Source organism: Chryseobacterium sp. MIQD13 (assembly GCF_050496705.1).
In the GTDB taxonomy this organism is placed as follows: domain Bacteria; phylum Bacteroidota; class Bacteroidia; order Flavobacteriales; family Weeksellaceae; genus Chryseobacterium.
The window spans coordinates 850383-867735 of the sequence record NZ_JBNWAF010000003.1; the positions used below are offsets into that span (position 1 = coordinate 850383).

At 36.5% G+C, this 17353-nt stretch carries 17 protein-coding genes; 8 read left to right on the plus strand and 9 right to left on the minus strand.

The genetic code is table 11. From position 1 onward, the window contains the following. Window positions 1–46 precede the first annotated feature (46 nt). The gene (locus ACQWU4_RS16205) at window positions 47–451 is read left to right on the plus strand and encodes an LNS2 domain-containing protein (RefSeq protein ID WP_429936797.1); all 405 of its coding nucleotides are present in this window, start codon (window positions 47–49) and stop codon (window positions 449–451) included. A 101-nt stretch (window positions 452–552) separates the two neighbouring features. Continuing rightward, entirely contained in the window at window positions 553–1512 is a 960-nt protein-coding gene (locus tag ACQWU4_RS16210) for a D-2-hydroxyacid dehydrogenase (protein WP_429936798.1), read from the plus strand. A gap of 51 nt (window positions 1513–1563) precedes the next feature. Here ACQWU4_RS16210 and mscL read toward each other — a convergent pair whose 3' ends face one another. Then, window positions 1564–2004, minus strand: a complete 441-nt coding sequence (mscL, locus tag ACQWU4_RS16215) for a large conductance mechanosensitive channel protein MscL (protein ID WP_429936799.1) — start codon at window positions 2002–2004, stop codon at window positions 1564–1566. A gap of 223 nt (window positions 2005–2227) precedes the next feature. Here mscL and ACQWU4_RS16220 point away from each other — a divergent pair, with 223 nt between their 5' ends. Further along, complete coding sequence (locus ACQWU4_RS16220) at window positions 2228–3727, plus strand: NAD(P)H-hydrate dehydratase (protein WP_429936800.1); 1500 nt, start codon at window positions 2228–2230, stop codon at window positions 3725–3727. Between the two features lie 69 nt (window positions 3728–3796). On the opposite strand, the gene lgt is transcribed toward ACQWU4_RS16220, so the two are convergent. Beyond that, a complete protein-coding gene (gene lgt, locus ACQWU4_RS16225; protein WP_429936955.1) occupies window positions 3797–4663 on the minus strand; it encodes a prolipoprotein diacylglyceryl transferase in 867 nt (288 codons plus the stop codon). Window positions 4664–5086: 423 nt separating this feature from the next. Continuing rightward, on the minus strand, window positions 5087–5338 hold the full coding sequence (gene yidD / locus ACQWU4_RS16230) for a membrane protein insertion efficiency factor YidD (RefSeq protein WP_429936801.1): 252 nt from the start codon (window positions 5336–5338) through the stop codon (window positions 5087–5089). A 101-nt stretch (window positions 5339–5439) separates the two neighbouring features. Between yidD and ACQWU4_RS16235 the strand changes: the two genes are divergently transcribed. After that, window positions 5440–6717 (plus strand): replication-associated recombination protein A, encoded by a 1278-nt coding sequence (locus ACQWU4_RS16235; protein WP_429936802.1) that lies wholly within the window; start codon window positions 5440–5442, stop codon window positions 6715–6717. 59 nt (window positions 6718–6776) lie between these two features. On the opposite strand, the gene ACQWU4_RS16240 is transcribed toward ACQWU4_RS16235, so the two are convergent. The 5 genes from ACQWU4_RS16240 to ACQWU4_RS16260 form a co-directional block, all read right to left on the minus strand. After that, window positions 6777–7217 carry a hypothetical protein gene (locus ACQWU4_RS16240; RefSeq protein ID WP_429936803.1) on the minus strand — a complete coding sequence of 147 codons (441 nt, stop codon included), beginning with the start codon at window positions 7215–7217 and terminating at the stop codon, window positions 6777–6779. Between the two features lie 119 nt (window positions 7218–7336). Further along, window positions 7337–9547 carry a DUF2339 domain-containing protein gene (locus tag ACQWU4_RS16245; RefSeq protein WP_429936804.1) on the minus strand — a complete coding sequence of 737 codons (2211 nt, stop codon included), beginning with the start codon at window positions 9545–9547 and terminating at the stop codon, window positions 7337–7339. Between the two features lie 103 nt (window positions 9548–9650). Further along, window positions 9651–10358: a hypothetical protein gene (locus ACQWU4_RS16250; protein ID WP_429936805.1), complete on the minus strand. Its 708-nt coding sequence runs from the start codon at window positions 10356–10358 to the stop codon at window positions 9651–9653. A gap of 378 nt (window positions 10359–10736) precedes the next feature. Then, window positions 10737–11585, minus strand: coding sequence for a prephenate dehydratase (gene pheA / locus ACQWU4_RS16255; RefSeq protein WP_429936806.1), 849 nt, complete (start codon window positions 11583–11585; stop codon window positions 10737–10739). 117 nt (window positions 11586–11702) lie between these two features. Then, window positions 11703–12113, minus strand: coding sequence for an acyl-CoA thioesterase (locus ACQWU4_RS16260; protein WP_429936956.1), 411 nt, complete (start codon window positions 12111–12113; stop codon window positions 11703–11705). A 136-nt stretch (window positions 12114–12249) separates the two neighbouring features. Here ACQWU4_RS16260 and dnaA point away from each other — a divergent pair, with 136 nt between their 5' ends. The 3 genes from dnaA (at window position 12250) to ACQWU4_RS16275 (ending at window position 15035) form a co-directional block, all read left to right on the plus strand. Then, window positions 12250–13704: a chromosomal replication initiator protein DnaA gene (dnaA, locus tag ACQWU4_RS16265; protein WP_429936807.1), complete on the plus strand. Its 1455-nt coding sequence runs from the start codon at window positions 12250–12252 to the stop codon at window positions 13702–13704. A gap of 136 nt (window positions 13705–13840) precedes the next feature. Then, entirely contained in the window at window positions 13841–14290 is a 450-nt protein-coding gene (locus ACQWU4_RS16270) for a low molecular weight protein-tyrosine-phosphatase (RefSeq protein WP_429936808.1), read from the plus strand. A gap of 46 nt (window positions 14291–14336) precedes the next feature. Further along, window positions 14337–15035, plus strand: a complete 699-nt coding sequence (locus ACQWU4_RS16275; RefSeq protein ID WP_429936809.1) for an SAM-dependent methyltransferase — start codon at window positions 14337–14339, stop codon at window positions 15033–15035. Between the two features lie 200 nt (window positions 15036–15235). Here ACQWU4_RS16275 and ACQWU4_RS16280 read toward each other — a convergent pair whose 3' ends face one another. Beyond that, entirely contained in the window at window positions 15236–16123 is an 888-nt protein-coding gene (locus tag ACQWU4_RS16280) for a DUF4349 domain-containing protein (RefSeq protein WP_429936810.1), read from the minus strand. Window positions 16124–16273: 150 nt separating this feature from the next. Here ACQWU4_RS16280 and ACQWU4_RS16285 point away from each other — a divergent pair, with 150 nt between their 5' ends. After that, window positions 16274–17341 carry a DUF2891 domain-containing protein gene (locus ACQWU4_RS16285; RefSeq protein ID WP_429936811.1) on the plus strand — a complete coding sequence of 356 codons (1068 nt, stop codon included), beginning with the start codon at window positions 16274–16276 and terminating at the stop codon, window positions 17339–17341. Window positions 17342–17353: the final 12 nt, after the last annotated feature.

A 17353-nucleotide genomic window follows, 5' to 3' on the forward strand; every position in this document is an offset into this window, starting at 1 on the left:
TGCATTTACCTATAAAAGCTGTAACTTTGCATCTGAATTTTTAACGATGGAATTAGAATACAAAGAGCATTTAAGTCCGATTCTTAAGGACGGGGTAAAAAATTACTTAATAGACATAGACGGTACCATTACAGACGATGTTCCGAATGAAGAACCCGAAAGAATGGTTACGTGCGAGCCTTATCCGGATGCACTTGAAACCATCAACAAGTGGTATGACGAAGGACACCAGATCTGTTTCTTTACTTCAAGAACAGAAAACCTGAAGCAGATTACCATCGACTGGCTGGATAAGCATGGCTTCAAATACCACAGCGTACTCTGCGGCAAACCAAGAGGAGGAAATTATCACTGGATAGACAATCACCTGGTAAGAGCTACAAGATATAAAGGCAAATTTACAGACCTTGTAGAAAAGCAGGTTACTATTGAAGTTTTCAAAGAAGATTAAGAAAACATATACAGAGATTTAAAAATTAAATGAGAAAAGTGTCCGCACCGAAAATTCTTTAATTTTTAAATCTTTTCACTTTTTAATATCAAATTGTATTTATGAAAGTTTTAGCAAACGACGGTCTGGATCAATCTGGAATTGATGCTCTGGCTGAGAAAGGTTTTGAAGTAATCACGGCAAAAGTTCCGCAGGAGTTTTTGGTGGATTACATTAATGAGCATAAAGTTCGTGCCCTGTTGGTAAGAAGTGCTACTCAGGTGAGAAAAGATATTATTGACGGATGCCCATCTATCGAAATTATCGGAAGAGGAGGTGTAGGAATGGATAATATTGATGTGGATTATGCAAGAGAAAAAGGAATTCATGTCATCAATACCCCTTCTGCTTCATCAGAATCTGTTGCTGAGCTTGTTTTTGCCCATTTATTTTCGGGAGCAAGATTTCTTCAGGATTCAAACAGAAAAATGCCTTTAGTAGGAGATACAGAATTTGCAGGTCTTAAAAAAACATATACTGCCGGTATCGAATTAAGAGGAAAGACCATCGGAATTGTCGGGATGGGAAGAATAGGGCAGGAGGTTGCCAGAATTGCCTTAGGATTAGGGATGAGAGTAATTGCAGCAGATAATAATGTAGGAAGAGCAAGCATCAAAGTAAAATTCTACAATAACCAGTTCATTAATGTAGATATTGAAACAGAGCCGCTTCAGGATGTACTGAAACATTCAGACTTTATTACACTTCACGTTCCGGCCCAGAAAGACGGATACATGATTGGGAAAAGTGAATTCGATATCATGAAAGACGGTGTTGCAATTGTGAACTGCTCAAGAGGTGGTGTTATTGACGAATCGGCTTTAATTGAGGCTCTGGATTCAGGTAAAGTGAAATTTGCAGGATTGGATGTTTTCATCAATGAGCCTACACCTTCTAAAGAAATACTGAACCACTCAAAGATCTCCCTGACTCCGCATACAGGTGCTTCTACTTTGGAAGCCCAGGACAGAATCGGGCTTTCTTTGGCAGATCAGATTTCAAGTATTTTACAGATCCAGTAACGGCTGAACTAGATAGAAATAAAAAGCACCTCAATTTGAGGTGCTTTTGTTTTATATGTTGTTTTTACTTTTCAGTAAATCTCTGATCTCAGTTAATAATTTTTGGTCGTCGGTAGGTCCTGCAGGAGCTTCCGCTTCTGTCTTCTTCATTTTGTTAATCATTCTTACCATAATGAAAACTACCAGGGCAAGTAATAAGAAATTAATACCTACCGTCAGAAAATTTCCATAGGCAAAAATACTCGCACCATCTACTTTCTTTGCATTCTCTAATACCATACCCGGTTTTACGCCATTGCTAGGATCAGCAAGTACAAGGTATAAGCTGCTGAAATCCGGTTTACCTATAACTGCCCCCACCAAAGGCATAATAAGATCATCTACAACACTCGTTACAATTTTTCCGAATGCTCCTCCGATGATTACCCCAACGGCCAGATCAAAAGCATTGCCCTTGACAGCAAACTCTTTAAACTCTTTAACAAATCCCATAATTTATATTTTTTTAATTAGTATACACACAAAAATATAATTTAAAAATGTAAAAAACATTACTTTTTAAAGTTTTTTATTCAATAATTATTGAATTGTTAACTGTAATTAATTAGCTTTTTTCAATGAATTTGCAATTTTGGTTAATATTTTATTGTTGTAATGAATTACTGTAAACTGTCCGGGAAAACTTTCGTAATTTGGTTAAAAGTTTGTAATACTTATGAAAATTTTTACTGCAGAACAGATACACCGTTGGGATCAGTTTACCATTTCAAATGAACCTGTTTCATCCATACAGCTGATGGAAAGGGCTTCAGAGGCATTGGCAGGCTGGATCTCTGAAAACTGTAAAAATCATAGAAAATTTGCTGTTTTCTGTGGAAACGGGAATAATGGCGGTGATGGTTTTGCTGTTGCGAGAATACTTTATTTAAAGGGATTTGATGTAGATGTTTTCATTAAAGATTCAAAATCAAAGTTTTCAGAAGATGGTACGGTGAACTTTAAAAGGCTGAGAGATTTTTCGGGAATATCGGTGAAAGAGTTCAAAGATATAGATCAGAATAATTTTGATCATAAAACAATCATTATTGATGCCCTTTTTGGTACAGGATTGTCAAGGAATATAGAAGGAGAGTATAAAGAGGCCATTGAAAAATTAAATGAGCGGAGTAATATTAAAATTTCAATTGATATTCCTTCCGGACTTTTCGCAGATACAGTTTCCCAGAAGGATTCCGCTATTTTTAAAGCAGATTATACTTTGAGCTTTCAGACCTGGAAAAAAGCTTTTTTACATCCTGAAACAGGCTCATATGCCGGAAAAGTTATCATTTTAGATATTGAATTAAGTGAAGGATATGTTTTTAATACTGAAACTGAAGATTTTGTTATTGATGATGTGACCATTGAAAATATTTTCAAGCCAAGATCAGAGTTTTCACATAAAGGAACTTACGGTAAAGTCACAATTGCAGCAGGAAGTTATGGTAAAACCGGAGCTGCTGTACTTTCCACAAGATCCGCTCTGAAAACCGGTGCAGGGCTTACATTTACCCTTGCTCCCAAATGCGGATATGAAATTCTCCAGACCTCTTGTCCGGAAGCTATGTTTATTGAAAAAGGAGAAAAATACATCACCAGTTTTGAGACAGAAAAAGATTCATTTGCCGGAATCGGCCCAGGGCTGGGAACTCATACTGAAACTCAAAAAGCATTTTTAAAATTTTTGAAAGGTTATTCGGAGCCTTTGGTTCTGGATGCCGATGCCTTGAATATAATTGCTCAGAACGAAGAAAATTTAAAATTAATTCCCAAAAAATCAATAATAACTCCGCATCCTAAAGAATTTGAACGGCTTTTTGGCAAATCTGAGAATTCCTTTACAAGACTTGAATTAGCAAAAAATAAAGCAAAAGAATTCCGGATTTATATTGTTTTAAAAGATCATCATACCCAGGTGGTTACTCCGGAAGGAAAAATATTTTATAACATTACAGGAAATTCGGGTCTGGCAAAAGGAGGAAGCGGTGACATTCTTACAGGCATTATAACATCACTTGCGGCCCAACAATATTCTGAAGAGCATGCTGTAATTTTAGGAGTCTGGCTTCATGGAAAAGCTGCTGATTTTGCTGCTGAAAAATATTCCAGGGAATCTATGCTTCCAACGGATGTTATTAATGAGTTGGGAAATGTATTTAAACTTTTGGGAAAATAAGCTCTGTCTAAATAAAAAAGCTTTTCAGAATTCAATCTGAAAAGCTTTAATTTTTCTATGATAAGCTGATTATTCAGGTTTTTCGTTCTCTGCCTGAGTAATCTTAAACTTTTTTGAAATGATCATAATAACAACCCCGGCAATCATGAACGGAATGGAAAGTACCTGTCCCGTATTCAATCCGCCAATCTGGATGAACTCGTCTCCCTGAGGTTCTTTCAGGAACTCAACAAAGAATCTGATTGCCCAAAGGATGATAAAGAATAATCCGAACAACCATCCCTGCTGATATTTTTTATTGGTTTTTCTGTATAATATCCACAGTAAAACAAAAAGACATACATAGCCTATTGCTTCAAGAAGCTGCCCCGGATAGCGAGGAACAGTTGGTCCATATTCACTGCTTTGTTGTGGGAAAAGAATCGCAAGAGGAGAAGTGGGAGCTACTGCTTTTCCTACAATTTCAGAGTTAAAGAAGTTCCCCAGTCTTACAAATGCACCTCCTAGTGCAACAACAATTCCTAATCTGTCATATACCCAGAATGGATTCTTTTTTATAATCTTGAATGAATAATATAAAGTGGTGAAGATCAGTGCAATGGTTGCTCCATGACTTGCAAGTCCGGAAAATCCTGTGAATTTAAAACCGTTTTTAGTACTGATCGGCAAAAATACACTCCAGAAATCCTCTTTGAAGAGTTCCGGCTGATAGAAAATAACGTGGCCTAATCTTGCCCCTAAAATAGTTCCGATCAGGGTCCAGGTAAAGAGCGGCTCCAGGTATTTCTGATTTACATTGTCGATTTTGAAAATTCTTAACATTAAAATATAACCAAAACCAAAAGCAAAAACGAACATCAAACTATAAAAATGCAGTGTAGCTGACCATATCTTGATCCCTTTTGACGGGTCCCATATTTTGAAAGGAGTTTCCAGGGCTACACTTTCCGATCCGCTGATAGGTTTTACTGTTTTTACGGCATATTTAAAGTTGGTGATGTTATCTTTTGTAGCAGGACTTTCGATCACTTTAAAATTTTTATCGAAAAACTGGTAGTGAAGGTCCTTGTATTTTTCTAGAGTATTAATGCTGTAATTCAGGTAAGCGGGCTCAAAATTTGATTCGTTCAGGATTACCAGAACATTGCTGTCTGTATTTTTGTCTGGAAAAGCATTCAGATCACCTATTTCTGTTGTGGAATAGATTTTTACCGGGACATTCCCTCCATTTACCTTCAGAGTTCCGTCAGATAAATTTCCCGGATAATCTTGGCCAAACATGCACTGTGTAAAGAATGCAAATACGATGAGGTAAATTCTGAAAAATAGGTTACTCATTTCTATTGATTTAATAGTTTGTTACTGATTTAATTTTTTAGGTGGCACAGGATCGTAGCCGCTGCCTCCCCAGGGATGACATCTTGAAATTCTTTTAATCCCCATCCATAATCCTTTGAAAATACCATGTACCTGAAGGGCTTCCACCATATAATGGGAACAGGTAGGTTCATAGCGGCAGTTCTTAGGAAGTAGGGGCGAGATAAACCACTGGTAAAATTTTATCAAAATTACCAAAGGAAAACTGATGATTTTATTGAATGTAAGTTTCAAAACAATGCAAAAATAGGGTAAATAAATTAAAATTGGTTTAATTTTGTTAGAAGTTTCAGGGGCAAAAACCTGGATCTGTTTACCCAAAAAATTAAATTATCTTGAGCCAGAATATACCATTAGCCGAAAAATTAAGACCCAAAAACCTCGATGAGGTTCTTGGGCAGGAACATCTTACCGGTGAAAAAGGCACGATCAGAAAAATGATCGAAAACAATACACTGAATTCCCTGATTCTCTGGGGACCTCCCGGTACTGGGAAAACAACTCTGGCTGAAATTATTTCTGAAAAATCAGGCAGGAAGTTTTATAAACTATCAGCAGTTTCTTCTGGTGTGAAAGATGTACGGGATGTGATTGAGGATGCTAAAAAGCAGAATCTCTTTTCAGGAAAATCTCCTATTCTGTTTATAGATGAAATCCACCGTTTCAATAAATCCCAGCAGGACTCATTGTTGCATGCTGTAGAGAAAGGCTGGATCGTCTTAATTGGTGCCACTACGGAAAACCCAAGTTTTGAAGTAGTATCTGCACTTTTGTCAAGGAGCCAGGTGTATATTTTAAAAGCATTGAGCTATGAAAAGCTTGAAGATCTGATTGATACGGCTTCAAATCGGTACAACAAAGATGAAGGAACAGATTTTAAAATTGATGAAAAAGAAGCCTTTATACAATATTCTGGGGGTGATGCCAGAAAACTGATCAATTCTGTGGAGCTTGTTCTGAATCAGTATAAAAATTCAGAAATAAAAGAGATCAGCAATGCAGACGTTTTGGGTGTCCTTCAGGAAACTATGGCACTTTATGACAAAAACGGTGAACAGCATTATGACATTATCTCTGCTTTTATAAAATCTATGCGCGGAGGCGATCCGAATGGTGCAGTTTACTGGCTGGCGAGAATGATTGCTGGAGGGGAGGATATTAAGTTTATTGCCCGGAGAATGCTGATCCTGGCGGCTGAAGATATTGGACTGGCCAATCCAAACGCCTTGGTTATTGCCAATAACTGCTTTCAGGCAATCAATGTGATAGGGAACCCGGAATCCAGGATTATTTTGAGTGAGACAGCTGTTTATCTTGCTGTTTCTCCTAAAAGCAATTCTACTTATATGGCCATTAATGATGCATTGGCTCTCGTTAAACAAACAGGAAATCTGCCCGTTCCCCTGCATCTGAGAAATGCTCCTACCAAGCTGATGAAAGACCTTGATTATGGTAAGGAATACAAATATGCGCATTCATACGAAGGCAACTTTGTAGAACAGGATTTTCTGCCGGAAGAAATTAAAAATGCAAAACTGTACCAGCCGGGAAATAATGCCACAGAAAAGAAGATTTATGAAGAACTTAAGAAAAAATGGACCGACAGATACTAAAAAGAAAAAGGATACTCTTAGAGTATCCTTTTATTTTATTGTATAATTTTATGTATAATCTATTTTAAAGCGCTTGCACTCAGGAATACTGTTTTTCTTCCATTGTAATCTTTAACTTCTGCATTACCCATCATATCTCCATAGATTTTCATACTGCTGTCAGCAAATTCATACCCTTCAATAAGAACAGGTGTATTTTCAGGCACTCCGTACTGGGAATTAAGCTGGGCTAATGACATTGTATCTAAACCTTCGTAGCCATTTTTGATTTTAAATTCCGTCAGTCCTTTTTCGGCAATGAAGCTGTATTTTTTTAGACCTTGAGGCAATCCTGCAGGGCTTTTATAAACATTTGAACTCTGAATAATGGATTTTTTTGCAGTGAACATGCCTACTGTTCCTACAATATCATTTGCAACAGCAAACTTTACAGAAGGGTTTTTCTGGGCAGATAATGCTGCGGATGATAATATTAAAAAAGAATAGAGTATTTTTTTCATAACGGATATGTAACTGTTAAAAACTGGATAAATATAAATAATTTTTATAAAATATGAATTAATTTTTGGGATATTTTAAATATTATTTAGAAATAAAAGTTTTTATTCAAAATTTAACTTTAATCTTTAGGGTTTTCCTCCTTTTTATCAACCATATTTTTTATAATGTTTTTAAGCCTCTGGAAAGTAAATGAGCTTAATAGTAAAATAATACCTAGTATAATAAATGCTGTAATTCTTGAAATATTATCCATCTGCCAGACATCATAACTGTAAAGTTTAAGCACCATAATCCCTATAAGGACAAAGCCGATCCTGCTGTACTCGGGAATATTCCTTTTTAAACTGATATAAATGAATATACTTGCAAGGACGGTCCATATAATGGGAAGATAAAGTATGTTGAAATGTTCTTGTGCTTTATATACAAGTGAAATGTCATCTACCGAACTTAGAATATAAGTATGATAGAACCCACAGCTTATAGCAATAACAAGCACTATTGAAATCATCCAGTAAGAGATCTTGGTTTTGTAGAAATCTGAACTGGAAGCCGTATTCCACAGCATATATATAAAAGGAGCCCAGTGAAGAAGGTGGATCATATAAAAACCGGATGTGAGTTTTTTCTCTAAAACTGCCGTAACAACAGCTGATGCTGCAAATGAGGCATTTAAAGCAATCAGGATGAGAAACAGATAAATAAGACCTGTTTGTATAATGCTTTCAATTCCCAGTTTTTTCTTGAATAGCAACAGAATAAAAATGTAATAAATACTAAACAGCAGACCAATACTTGTAATAGCCGGCCAGGGCATATCCGAAATGTGATAAGTGATTTCCAGCAGAAGTGCAACATATATAACGGTGTAGCTTACAACAGCAAAAAGGTTTTCAAAAAAGCTGTCATCCTGTTTCCGGGCCTCGTTGATTTTTTTTAACAAAAAGAGATTTATGATTGTTGTTGTAACAGTTACAAGGCTGGTTAAAAATACAGGATTAAATATAATGCCCAGATTTTCTTTGTTCAGATATTCCGACCATGTCATGATTTGTGCAATAATAACAAGCGGGAAAAGGACATAAAAACATGTTTTGAAGATACTGTGTCCGCTCTTCTTCCATATATAAAGGAGTAATGAGGCTTCTACAGCCCAAACGCTTGTAATAAGATGTGCTTTGAACTGAAGGGCTGCTGCTACAGTAATAAGGCTGATTGTAAGTGCTGCAAAAATAGAATAACTGAACCCAAAATTCTTTTTTCCGTATTCTTTTAAAAGCAGGAAAGCATTGGCGGTAGCAAAAAGAAGAGGGAAGATGATTATAGGTTCGTAGCTTAACGTATTAAATATATAAATCAAGCCAATAATACTGGAAAAGTTAATTAATACCAGCATTAAAGTATCCCATACTGAAAGTATATTTTTTTTGAAATAATCCTGAAGTGCAAAAATGTAAAAAATAATATAATTGATGATATAAAAAACAATACTGAGCAGCTCAGGTTGTTTTACCGTCCAGGAAAAGAGATAAATACAGGTGAAAATATAGGAGGTCCATCCCACGCTTTTCCAGTTTTTCAGAAATGCAATAGTAAGCATTCCGATATTCAGGAGAGTGAGGTAAGTGAAAAGGAAAAGATAATTGCTTTGTCCCGTACTGATCATCAAAGGAGCCGAAAATCCTCCGAGCAGGGCAAAAATAATTAATACTTCGCTTCTGTAATAATATGCCAGCAGGATTGAGATTATAGTAATTAGAGTGGTAATGACAAATGCTATATTTTGAGTAAACAGGTGATATTCCCGGAATGCAATGGTAGTGGTAAAATACAGAACGGCAATTCCGCCTCCGGTAATAATGGATGCGAAAACAGCATAGTTTTTCCTGAGAAAATGTCCGGTCAGCATAATTCCTGCTCCCACAGCCAGACCAATTCCTGCTCTTGCAGTTTCTCCGATCCAGTTTTTATCAATAGCATATTTTACAAAATAGCCTATCCCAAGTACAAGTGTGAAAATACCGATGATTGTCAGGACGTTTTGCTTTAAAAAGTTAAAAACAGGTTCCAGCCAGTCTTTTTGAGGAGTTGAGGGAAGTTCTTCCGGAGTATTTTCTATTGGTGTTACGGTTTCGCGTATCTGATGGGGTATTGGTATTTCTTCGTTAGATACCGGTTGCTGCTGGGCAGCTGCATCTTGTTGGGGTTGATTGATTTTTAAATTCAGATCAAAAACCTCCTTTTCAAGCTTCCGGATCTTGTTATTAAGATTGTTGAAGATAAAAAAGATAATAACTATGATTAATATGGCTAGAAAAACTCCACTCATTCTTTAGTTTTTATCAAATATAGAGTAAATGTAACAGGATAAAAAATTAATCCACCACATATTCTGTGATGGATTAACCGTGCAGAGTGATTAAATTTATTTTTTAATTCGATACTTTGTAGATATAGAAGGAACCTATACTTGTTCCCAATAATCCTACATCAAGAGCTGAAGACCCCGTAAGTCCGAATGAGATTTTATCTCCTGTCTCGAATGTGTACAGTGAATTGATGCTGCTTTCAGAAATTGTTAAACTCAAAAGAAGAGGAATTGTAAGGCCACTGAATGAACGGCTGTCAACAAGAGTTCCTACTCCGCCTCTGTTTCTTAAAATACCTATCCCGGGAGTATTGGTAAGAATAGCTGCCTGAAGACCGCTGCCATAGCGGAAAGTAAATCCTACAGCATATACCCCGTTCGATGGGATGATGTATGTATTATCACTATCCGAAAATAAAGAAGCGGATCCTGCTGATCTTTCAGCTGCCAAAAAGTTAACCGCCCTGAAACCTGTAGGGAAAAGGCCGAGACTAAGAAGGGTGATTCCGGAAGATTTCTTCGCTGCGTATACGGAAGTGTTAACATTTGAATCAAAAAGTAATTGCGGGTCAACCTTGGAAACCTGTGCGCTTCCGCTGTTAAGGGCTAAAATTTCATAGCCAGGCAGAGCTGGCGTTGAAGGTATGTCACGCACCTTCATAGTTCCGTTCACATCTAATGTAGCACTTGGAGCTGCCGTATTGATTCCAACTTGAGAAAATGCAGAAACTGCAGATAGAGCTAAAAGTAAGCTGTAGATTTTGGTTTTCATAAGTAAGTTTTTAGTTAGTTTTCTGATTAAGTAATGCAAAAATCATGCCTTGCTTTGTGATTTGTTTAATTATTTATTCATTATGATGTGAATATTTTAAATATATTTTTATTTTTCACTGTATGTTGTTTTATAATAACGTTATGTGTGATTATTTTTAAAACACAATTGAGGTAAAAGTAAATAATTTATTTTGATATATCTCTATGTTATGAATTAATTATTTTATTAATAATTGTTTAATTGTCACTTTTTGTGACAACCGAAACTGCAGTTATGGCAGTGTTTTTAAAGACACATGACGTTACAGGCTGATAGTCAGCAAAAAAAAACACTGCCATAAAAAGCAGTGTCAGTTTTGTTCAGATGTAAATTTTTTTAACTTTCGAGTAGAAATTCTTTATAATTTCCCAGGAAATCTACTTCCGCATTAATCGATTGGAGTTCCAGAAGGGCGTTTCCATGAAGTACCTCTTCCCATTTTCCAACAACATTAATGAAAAAGAAATAATTGCCGAGACCTGTTTTCAGTGTTCGCGATTCTATTTTGCTGAGATTCATTTTTCGCCAGGCAAAAACAGAAAGAACCTGGTGAAGGCCTCCGGCATGATCTTCCGGAAGATTGATCAGCATTCCGGATTTTTCACCTAATACTTCAAGACTGGTATTTTGATAAGCGGGTTGTTGTTTGGTAATGACAATAAAACGGGTGTGATTCTGTTCAAAATCCTGGATATTCCTGTGGACAATCTTTAGGCCGTATAAATTGGCAGCAAACTGATTGGCTACTGCTGCTATTTTCAAATCCTTATTTTCGGACACATGCTTTGCTGCTGCTGCTGTGGATGAAAAATCCTGTCTTATTGTTTCTTTATAATGAGTGTCCAGAAAATGGAAACTTTGTGCTAAAGCCTGTGGATGCGAATATATTTTTTCTATATCCTCCATATTGTTTTCAGGATGGATCATCAGATGGTGGGCAATTGGCATTACACCTTCTGCTTCAATTTTGATGGATGGTGTTTTATAGAGATAATCCAGCGTCATGGAAACGGTTCCTTCAATGGAATTTTCCAAGGGCACAACTGCTTTTTCAGCTTCTCCGTTATTAACAGCATTAAAACAGTCTAAAATATTAGCCTGCGGTAAAAGTTCTTCCCCCGGAAAAAGCTGCGTGGCCGCAAGCTGTGTGAAACTTGCATGAGGGCCCAAAAATGCGATCTTCATATGCGTTGTAATAATATTTAGAATTATATAAGAAGTGCAAAGATGCAAATTAGTTTAAAAATAACCATCCCATCAAGGATTATATACTGCACATCTTATCTATAAACTAATTGTCTGCTACCTGCTCCAGTTCTCCTCAATAAGCTTCATCAGAAAATCCGGACACCTTATAATCTTATTGGTTTTTGCATCCAGAAAGAATAGAGTAGTGGATGCTTCTGTGATTTTTATCTGCTCCTCATTGAAAATTTCATATTCAAATTCTATTCTTACACCCGGAATTTTTTTTACATATGTGTGAATTTCTAATTTCTGATCATACAGCGCCGGACGGATATACTTAATTTTATAGTCTGAAACAGGAAGCCAAATTCCTTGGTTTTCAATTTCATCGTATGACATTCCTATGCTTCTGAAGAGTTCTACTCTGCCAATTTCGAAGTACTGGGCATAGTTCCCATAGTACACATATTTCATTGGGTCTGTTTCTCCGTAACGTACTCGTATTGAGTGTGTTGTATGTATCATTCTCGGTCTGTATTTATGCATACAAATATATTTTTAAATAATCAATACCTGCAATATTTTTTTTTAAAAAGAAAAAATTGGACCTTTGTCTTCCTTCTAAAAAAAGTACTAACAAAGAATTAATCGGGGCATAAATATGGATGAAAATTTAATGATGATATGGCAGAAATGCATTCAGTTCATGCGTGATAATTTGAACGCAGCTGAAGACAATTCTGACCTGAAAAAGCTTGAAAAATCCTTCGATATGCTATTCGATAAGGTACAGCCACTTTCGTTGGTTGCCAATAACCTTACGCTTATAGTGCCGAGCGATTTTTACAAGGAATACATTGAGGATAATTACCTATCCCTGCTTTCTGCTGCCCTGAAGAAAAATCTTGGAAAAGGAGTGAAATTGTGGTACTCTGTTATGGAAAACAGGCCAACCGGTGAGGAAAAGCCAGTGACCATGAATATGAAGGGAAAAAGTGTTCCCACTCCAAAAATACAGGAAACAATGCCGCAGGGATTCTCTGCGAATATTGTAAACCCTTTTGTAGTTCCGGGAATAAGAAAGGTAAATATAGATTCCAACCTGAAGTCTGATTATTCTTTTGATAATTATATAGAAGGAGAAAGTAATAAATTTGCTGCTACGGTAGCAAGATCAATTGCTAAAAGACCGGGTGCAACGGCTTTCAACCCATTATTTCTTCACGGAGGATACGGAGTTGGAAAAACACACCTAGGACAGGCTGTAGGTCTTGAGGTAAAAAATCAGTTTCCGGATAAAGTCGTCCTTTATCTATCTTCCGAAAAATTTATCCAGCAGTTCATTTCTGCAGCTAAAGCTCATAAACAAACAGAATTTGCCAACTTCTACCAGATGGTTGATGTTCTGATTATTGATGATATTCAGTTCCTGTCCGGTAAATCTGCCACACAGGATAGTTTCTTCCACATCTTTGATCACCTGCATCAGAATGGAAAACAGATCATCCTTACATCAGATAAGGCGCCTGCAGATATTATGGATATTCAGGAAAGAATTGTTTCCCGCTTCAAATGGGGACTTTCTGCCGAGATCAAATCGCCGGACCTTTCTACAAGAAGACAGATCATTGTTGATAAATTAAGCAGAGACGGAATTGTTCTTCCGGGCGATATGCTTGATTTCCTTGCTGCAGAAGCAAAAACCAATGTAAGAGAACTTATCGGGGTAATCAATTCCGTAATTGCTTATTCTACAGTTTACAGAACAGACCTAAGTCTTGAATTACTGAAAGATACGATCAATAAGATTGCTGCCAACCAGAAGAAAGTTATCAATATCCCTTATATTCAGGAAGTGGTGTGTGATTATTTCGGGATCAAAAAAGAACAACTTCTTTCAAAAACCAGAAAAAGAGAAATTGCTCTACCAAGACAATTGGCAATGTATTTCTCAAAAGAGTTAACAAATGCCACCTTTACAAAGATCGGCGAAGAAATGGGCGGAAAAGATCATTCAACAGTAATGTATGCTTGTGATACCATTAAAGATGTATCGAAAATAGATAAAGAAGTAAAGAAGTACGTTAAGGATCTTGCAGAAAGAATCAAAAAATAGAAAATAATTTAATCTGAATAAATTGAAATGGAGAATAGTTTTATTCTTCATTTTTTATTTAGTTTTGCTGCTGAAAAGGATGACTGAAAATTTTTTAATATTAAATCACTTAATCATTCAACAATAATAAACTGATATGAAAATATTGATGGTTTGCCTTGGTAATATCTGCAGAAGCCCTTTGGCAGAAGGCATTATGAAGACAAAAGTTTCTGAAAGCTTTTTTGTAGATTCAGCAGGAACAATTTCCATGCATGAAGGGGAGCATCCTGATAAACGAGCTATAAAAACAGCTTCAAATCATAACATTGATATTTCAAGACAGAAATCAAGACCCATTACTAAAGCCGATTTTGACACCTTTGACAAGATCTACTGCATGGATATTGATGTATACGAAGATGTGATCTCAAAAGTAAAAAATGAGGAGCAGCGTAAGAAAATATCATTATTTCTTGAAGCCTCAGGTGATCATAAAAATGCTGAAGTTCCAGATCCATATTGGGGAGATATGAAGGACTTTGAAGAGGTTTTTCAGCTGTTGGACAGGGGTTGTGATGCTATTATAAGTGAAATCCTGCCATAAATATACCCTCAATTTTTACTCAAACAAAGAACCAAAAAACAATAAAATGCTTTTTTTACTTCCAGCTTATTTATCTGAAAATACTTCTATCACTCATTTTTCACCTGTTCTGAAAGATTATATCATGCAGACGGATTATTTCTTTGTGGAAAACGAAAAAACCGCCAGAAAGGTTATTAAATTCTTCGCTCCTGAAAAAAAACAGGCTGATCTGAAACTGTTTTTATTAGATAAATACACAGAAAATGCTGACATAAAAGAAGCCCAGAGCCTGATGCTGAAAGGACAGGATTTCGGACTCCTTTCTGAAGCCGGCCTTCCATGTATTGCAGATCCGGGAAACCTTATTGTAAAATGGTGTCACGAGAAAAATATCCGAGTGATCCCTGTTTCAGGACCGTCATCTATCATTCTTGCTTTGATTTCCAGTGGATTCAACGGGCAGGAATTTACATTCCACGGTTATCTTCCTATTGATAAAGGTGAAAAGAAAAGACAAATCCAGCGTCTGGAAAGTTTGGTGCAGCAGACCGGATATTCCCAGATTTTTATGGAAACCCCTTACCGGAATAATGCTCTTTTTGAAGACCTGACTAAATTCTTATCTCCGAATACAAAGCTTTGTATTGCAGCCAATATCAACGATCCGGAACACGAATTTATTCAGACAAAAACCATCAACGACTGGAAAAAATCAAAACCGGAACTTCATAAAATTCCAGCTGTATTTGTGCTGGGAAAATAGCCTGTCAATAACTATTATAGTTTAAATAATCTCTGCAGTAAAATTTATTAGTTTATTGCGGAGATTATTTTGTTATATATTAAGTAACTGTTCATATTTGCCTTTGTCTCTCGCAGATTTAGCAGATCAAGCAGATTTTTTTTAATCTGTGTAATCTGTGGGAAATGTAAAAGGTAGCCTAGCCATAAAACCCCTGATATTTATTTCTTCCTTCCTGCTTTCCATTTCCTCCATAGAAATATAAGAACAGGAATCAGTAAAAAGAACGGCCACAAAGAAATAATTCCCAGAAGAAATCCTACAAAAGTATTCCAGCCTTCAGTCACAGAATCACCAAAACGGCTTCCAAAACCAATCTTTGAGGTTGAGGAACTTCTTACTTTTTCTTTATACAAACTCAGATTGAGAGTACTATAATTTACACGATCATCGATAAAACGAAGTCTCCCTTCTGCTACATCAATTTCATCCTCCAGTTCACGGATTGTTTCCTGAATTTCAATCATATCTTTTGTAGTGGCAGCACTTCTGAGCATGTCACGGTACTTTTCGAGATAGATCTTTTTATTGGCCAGCTTTATGGAAACATCTGTATATTCTTCGGTAACATCATCAGAAGAGATGTTTTTGGACAGAACAGATCCCATTCCGTCAGAAAATGAATTAACAAGTGTATCAAAATTCCTGTGGGGTACACGGATGACAAGATCCAGATTATCGTCCATATCAGTATTTTGGAACTTCTCACTCTGAATGTAAGCATTATTTTTCTTTAGAATATCTCCTACCAGAACCTGGGCTTTTTTAATATCCCCGACCTGGATTTTCATGTTACCGCTTTTAATAACCTTTCTTGAGATGGTATCTGTTTTTTTCAACGCTGGCGGTGATTGAGGGGACTTATTCTCATCCGGAAGCAGTTTTTCAGTCATCTCTTTTGGAGAAGGAGGAGCCACCTGATAAACTTCGTCAGCTACTTCATCTTTTGACACTATTGCAGTAGCAGGAGAAATTACAGTTTCCAGCTCAGATTTTTTGCATCCGGTTATCAGAAATATTAATAATATAGTCAAAAGTAATTTTTTCATGAGTATTTTTTCTTGAAACTTATCAAATATTGTGCTTAAATCCTTATTTGATTTCAAATTCGTAATATTTAACTAAAAGGTTGCGGATAGATCATTTTTTAATGCAGTTTAAAATAAATGAAAATCTAAATATTTTTCTATTTTTAATGAATGAAAAAAAGTCTTTTAGCATTCGTGTTTTCTCCATTTTTGATGTGTGCTCAGGAAGTTCCGAAACTTACTGATGAAATGGCAGGTAAGTTATTGGAAAAACCACTTCACTGTATCAATCAGGAATATCCTAATAAAACAGCTCATATCATTAATAATGCCGGTGAGGTTACTTTGACTCCAAAAGACCTTCATCCAAGTTTTTATGGCTGTTTCGACTGGCACAGTTCAGTTCACGGACATTGGATGCTGGTGAGGCTGCTAAAGACAAAACCTAATCTTGCCAATGCAAAAGACATTGAAAATATTCTTGACAATTCTTTAAGTAGAGAGAATTTGCAGATTGAAGCTGATTATTTTACAAAGTATCAGCTGACGGCTACTTTTGAGAGAACCTACGGCTGGGCATGGCTGCTGAAGCTTGATGAAGAGCTCATCACCTGGGATCACCCAAAGGCAAAACTATGGCATCAGAATCTAAAACCTTTGACAGATAAGATCCTGGAATCATGGAAAGCTTATCTTCCTAAACAAACCTACCCAAACAGAACCGGAGTTCATCCAAATACAGCATTCGGGCTGGCTTTTGCAATTGATTGGGCTGTTGCCAATAATGACAAAGAATTTGAAAATCAGTTGAAAGAGAAAGCAAAGTATTTCTACGGAAAAGATCAGAAAACACCGGCTTATCTGGAACCGGACGGCTCAGATTTCTTCTCGCCAAGCCTTGAAATTGCTGATCTGATGAGAAGAGTGCTCCTGCAAAAAGAATTCGTGTTGTGGCTGAATAATTTCTATGAGAAAAGAAGTCTTGAAAATATTGAAAAAATCCCTGTCGTAAGTGATCTGAGCGATTACCAGACCGTGCACCTTGTAGGGCTGTCTTTTTCCAAAGCATGGTGCATGAAAGGTATATCAAAAGCTCTTCCTGATGGACATCCTCTGAAAAAGGTCTTTAAGAAAACAGCAGATGTATTTTTAGCAAACGGGATTCCTCTTCTGTTTCAGGGAAATTATGGCGGAGATCACTGGCTGGCCAGCTTTGCAGTTTATTCTCTGGAAGATTAAAATATTGGAAGC

Bases quoted from the DNA above. Each gene is read 5' to 3' on its own strand.
- ACQWU4_RS16205 (WP_429936797.1), top strand. From the start codon at position 47: ATGGAATTAGAATACAAAGAGCATTTAAGTCCGATTCTTAAGGACGGG.
- ACQWU4_RS16210 (WP_429936798.1), top strand. From the start codon at position 553: ATGAAAGTTTTAGCAAACGACGGTCTGGATCAATCTGGAATTGATGCT.
- mscL (WP_429936799.1), bottom strand. From the start codon at position 2,004: ATGGGATTTGTTAAAGAGTTTAAAGAGTTTGCTGTCAAGGGCAATGCT.
- ACQWU4_RS16220 (WP_429936800.1), top strand. From the start codon at position 2,228: ATGAAAATTTTTACTGCAGAACAGATACACCGTTGGGATCAGTTTACC.
- ACQWU4_RS16240 (WP_429936803.1), bottom strand. From the start codon at position 7,217: ATGAAAAAAATACTCTATTCTTTTTTAATATTATCATCCGCAGCATTA.
- ACQWU4_RS16245 (WP_429936804.1), bottom strand. From the start codon at position 9,547: ATGAGTGGAGTTTTTCTAGCCATATTAATCATAGTTATTATCTTTTTT.
- ACQWU4_RS16250 (WP_429936805.1), bottom strand. From the start codon at position 10,358: ATGAAAACCAAAATCTACAGCTTACTTTTAGCTCTATCTGCAGTTTCT.
- pheA (WP_429936806.1), bottom strand. From the start codon at position 11,585: ATGAAGATCGCATTTTTGGGCCCTCATGCAAGTTTCACACAGCTTGCG.
- ACQWU4_RS16260 (WP_429936956.1), bottom strand. From the start codon at position 12,113: ATGATACATACAACACACTCAATACGAGTACGTTACGGAGAAACAGAC.
- dnaA (WP_429936807.1), top strand. From the start codon at position 12,250: ATGGATGAAAATTTAATGATGATATGGCAGAAATGCATTCAGTTCATG.
- ACQWU4_RS16270 (WP_429936808.1), top strand. From the start codon at position 13,841: ATGAAAATATTGATGGTTTGCCTTGGTAATATCTGCAGAAGCCCTTTG.
- ACQWU4_RS16275 (WP_429936809.1), top strand. From the start codon at position 14,337: ATGCTTTTTTTACTTCCAGCTTATTTATCTGAAAATACTTCTATCACT.
- ACQWU4_RS16280 (WP_429936810.1), bottom strand. From the start codon at position 16,123: ATGAAAAAATTACTTTTGACTATATTATTAATATTTCTGATAACCGGA.
- ACQWU4_RS16285 (WP_429936811.1), top strand. From the start codon at position 16,274: ATGAAAAAAAGTCTTTTAGCATTCGTGTTTTCTCCATTTTTGATGTGT.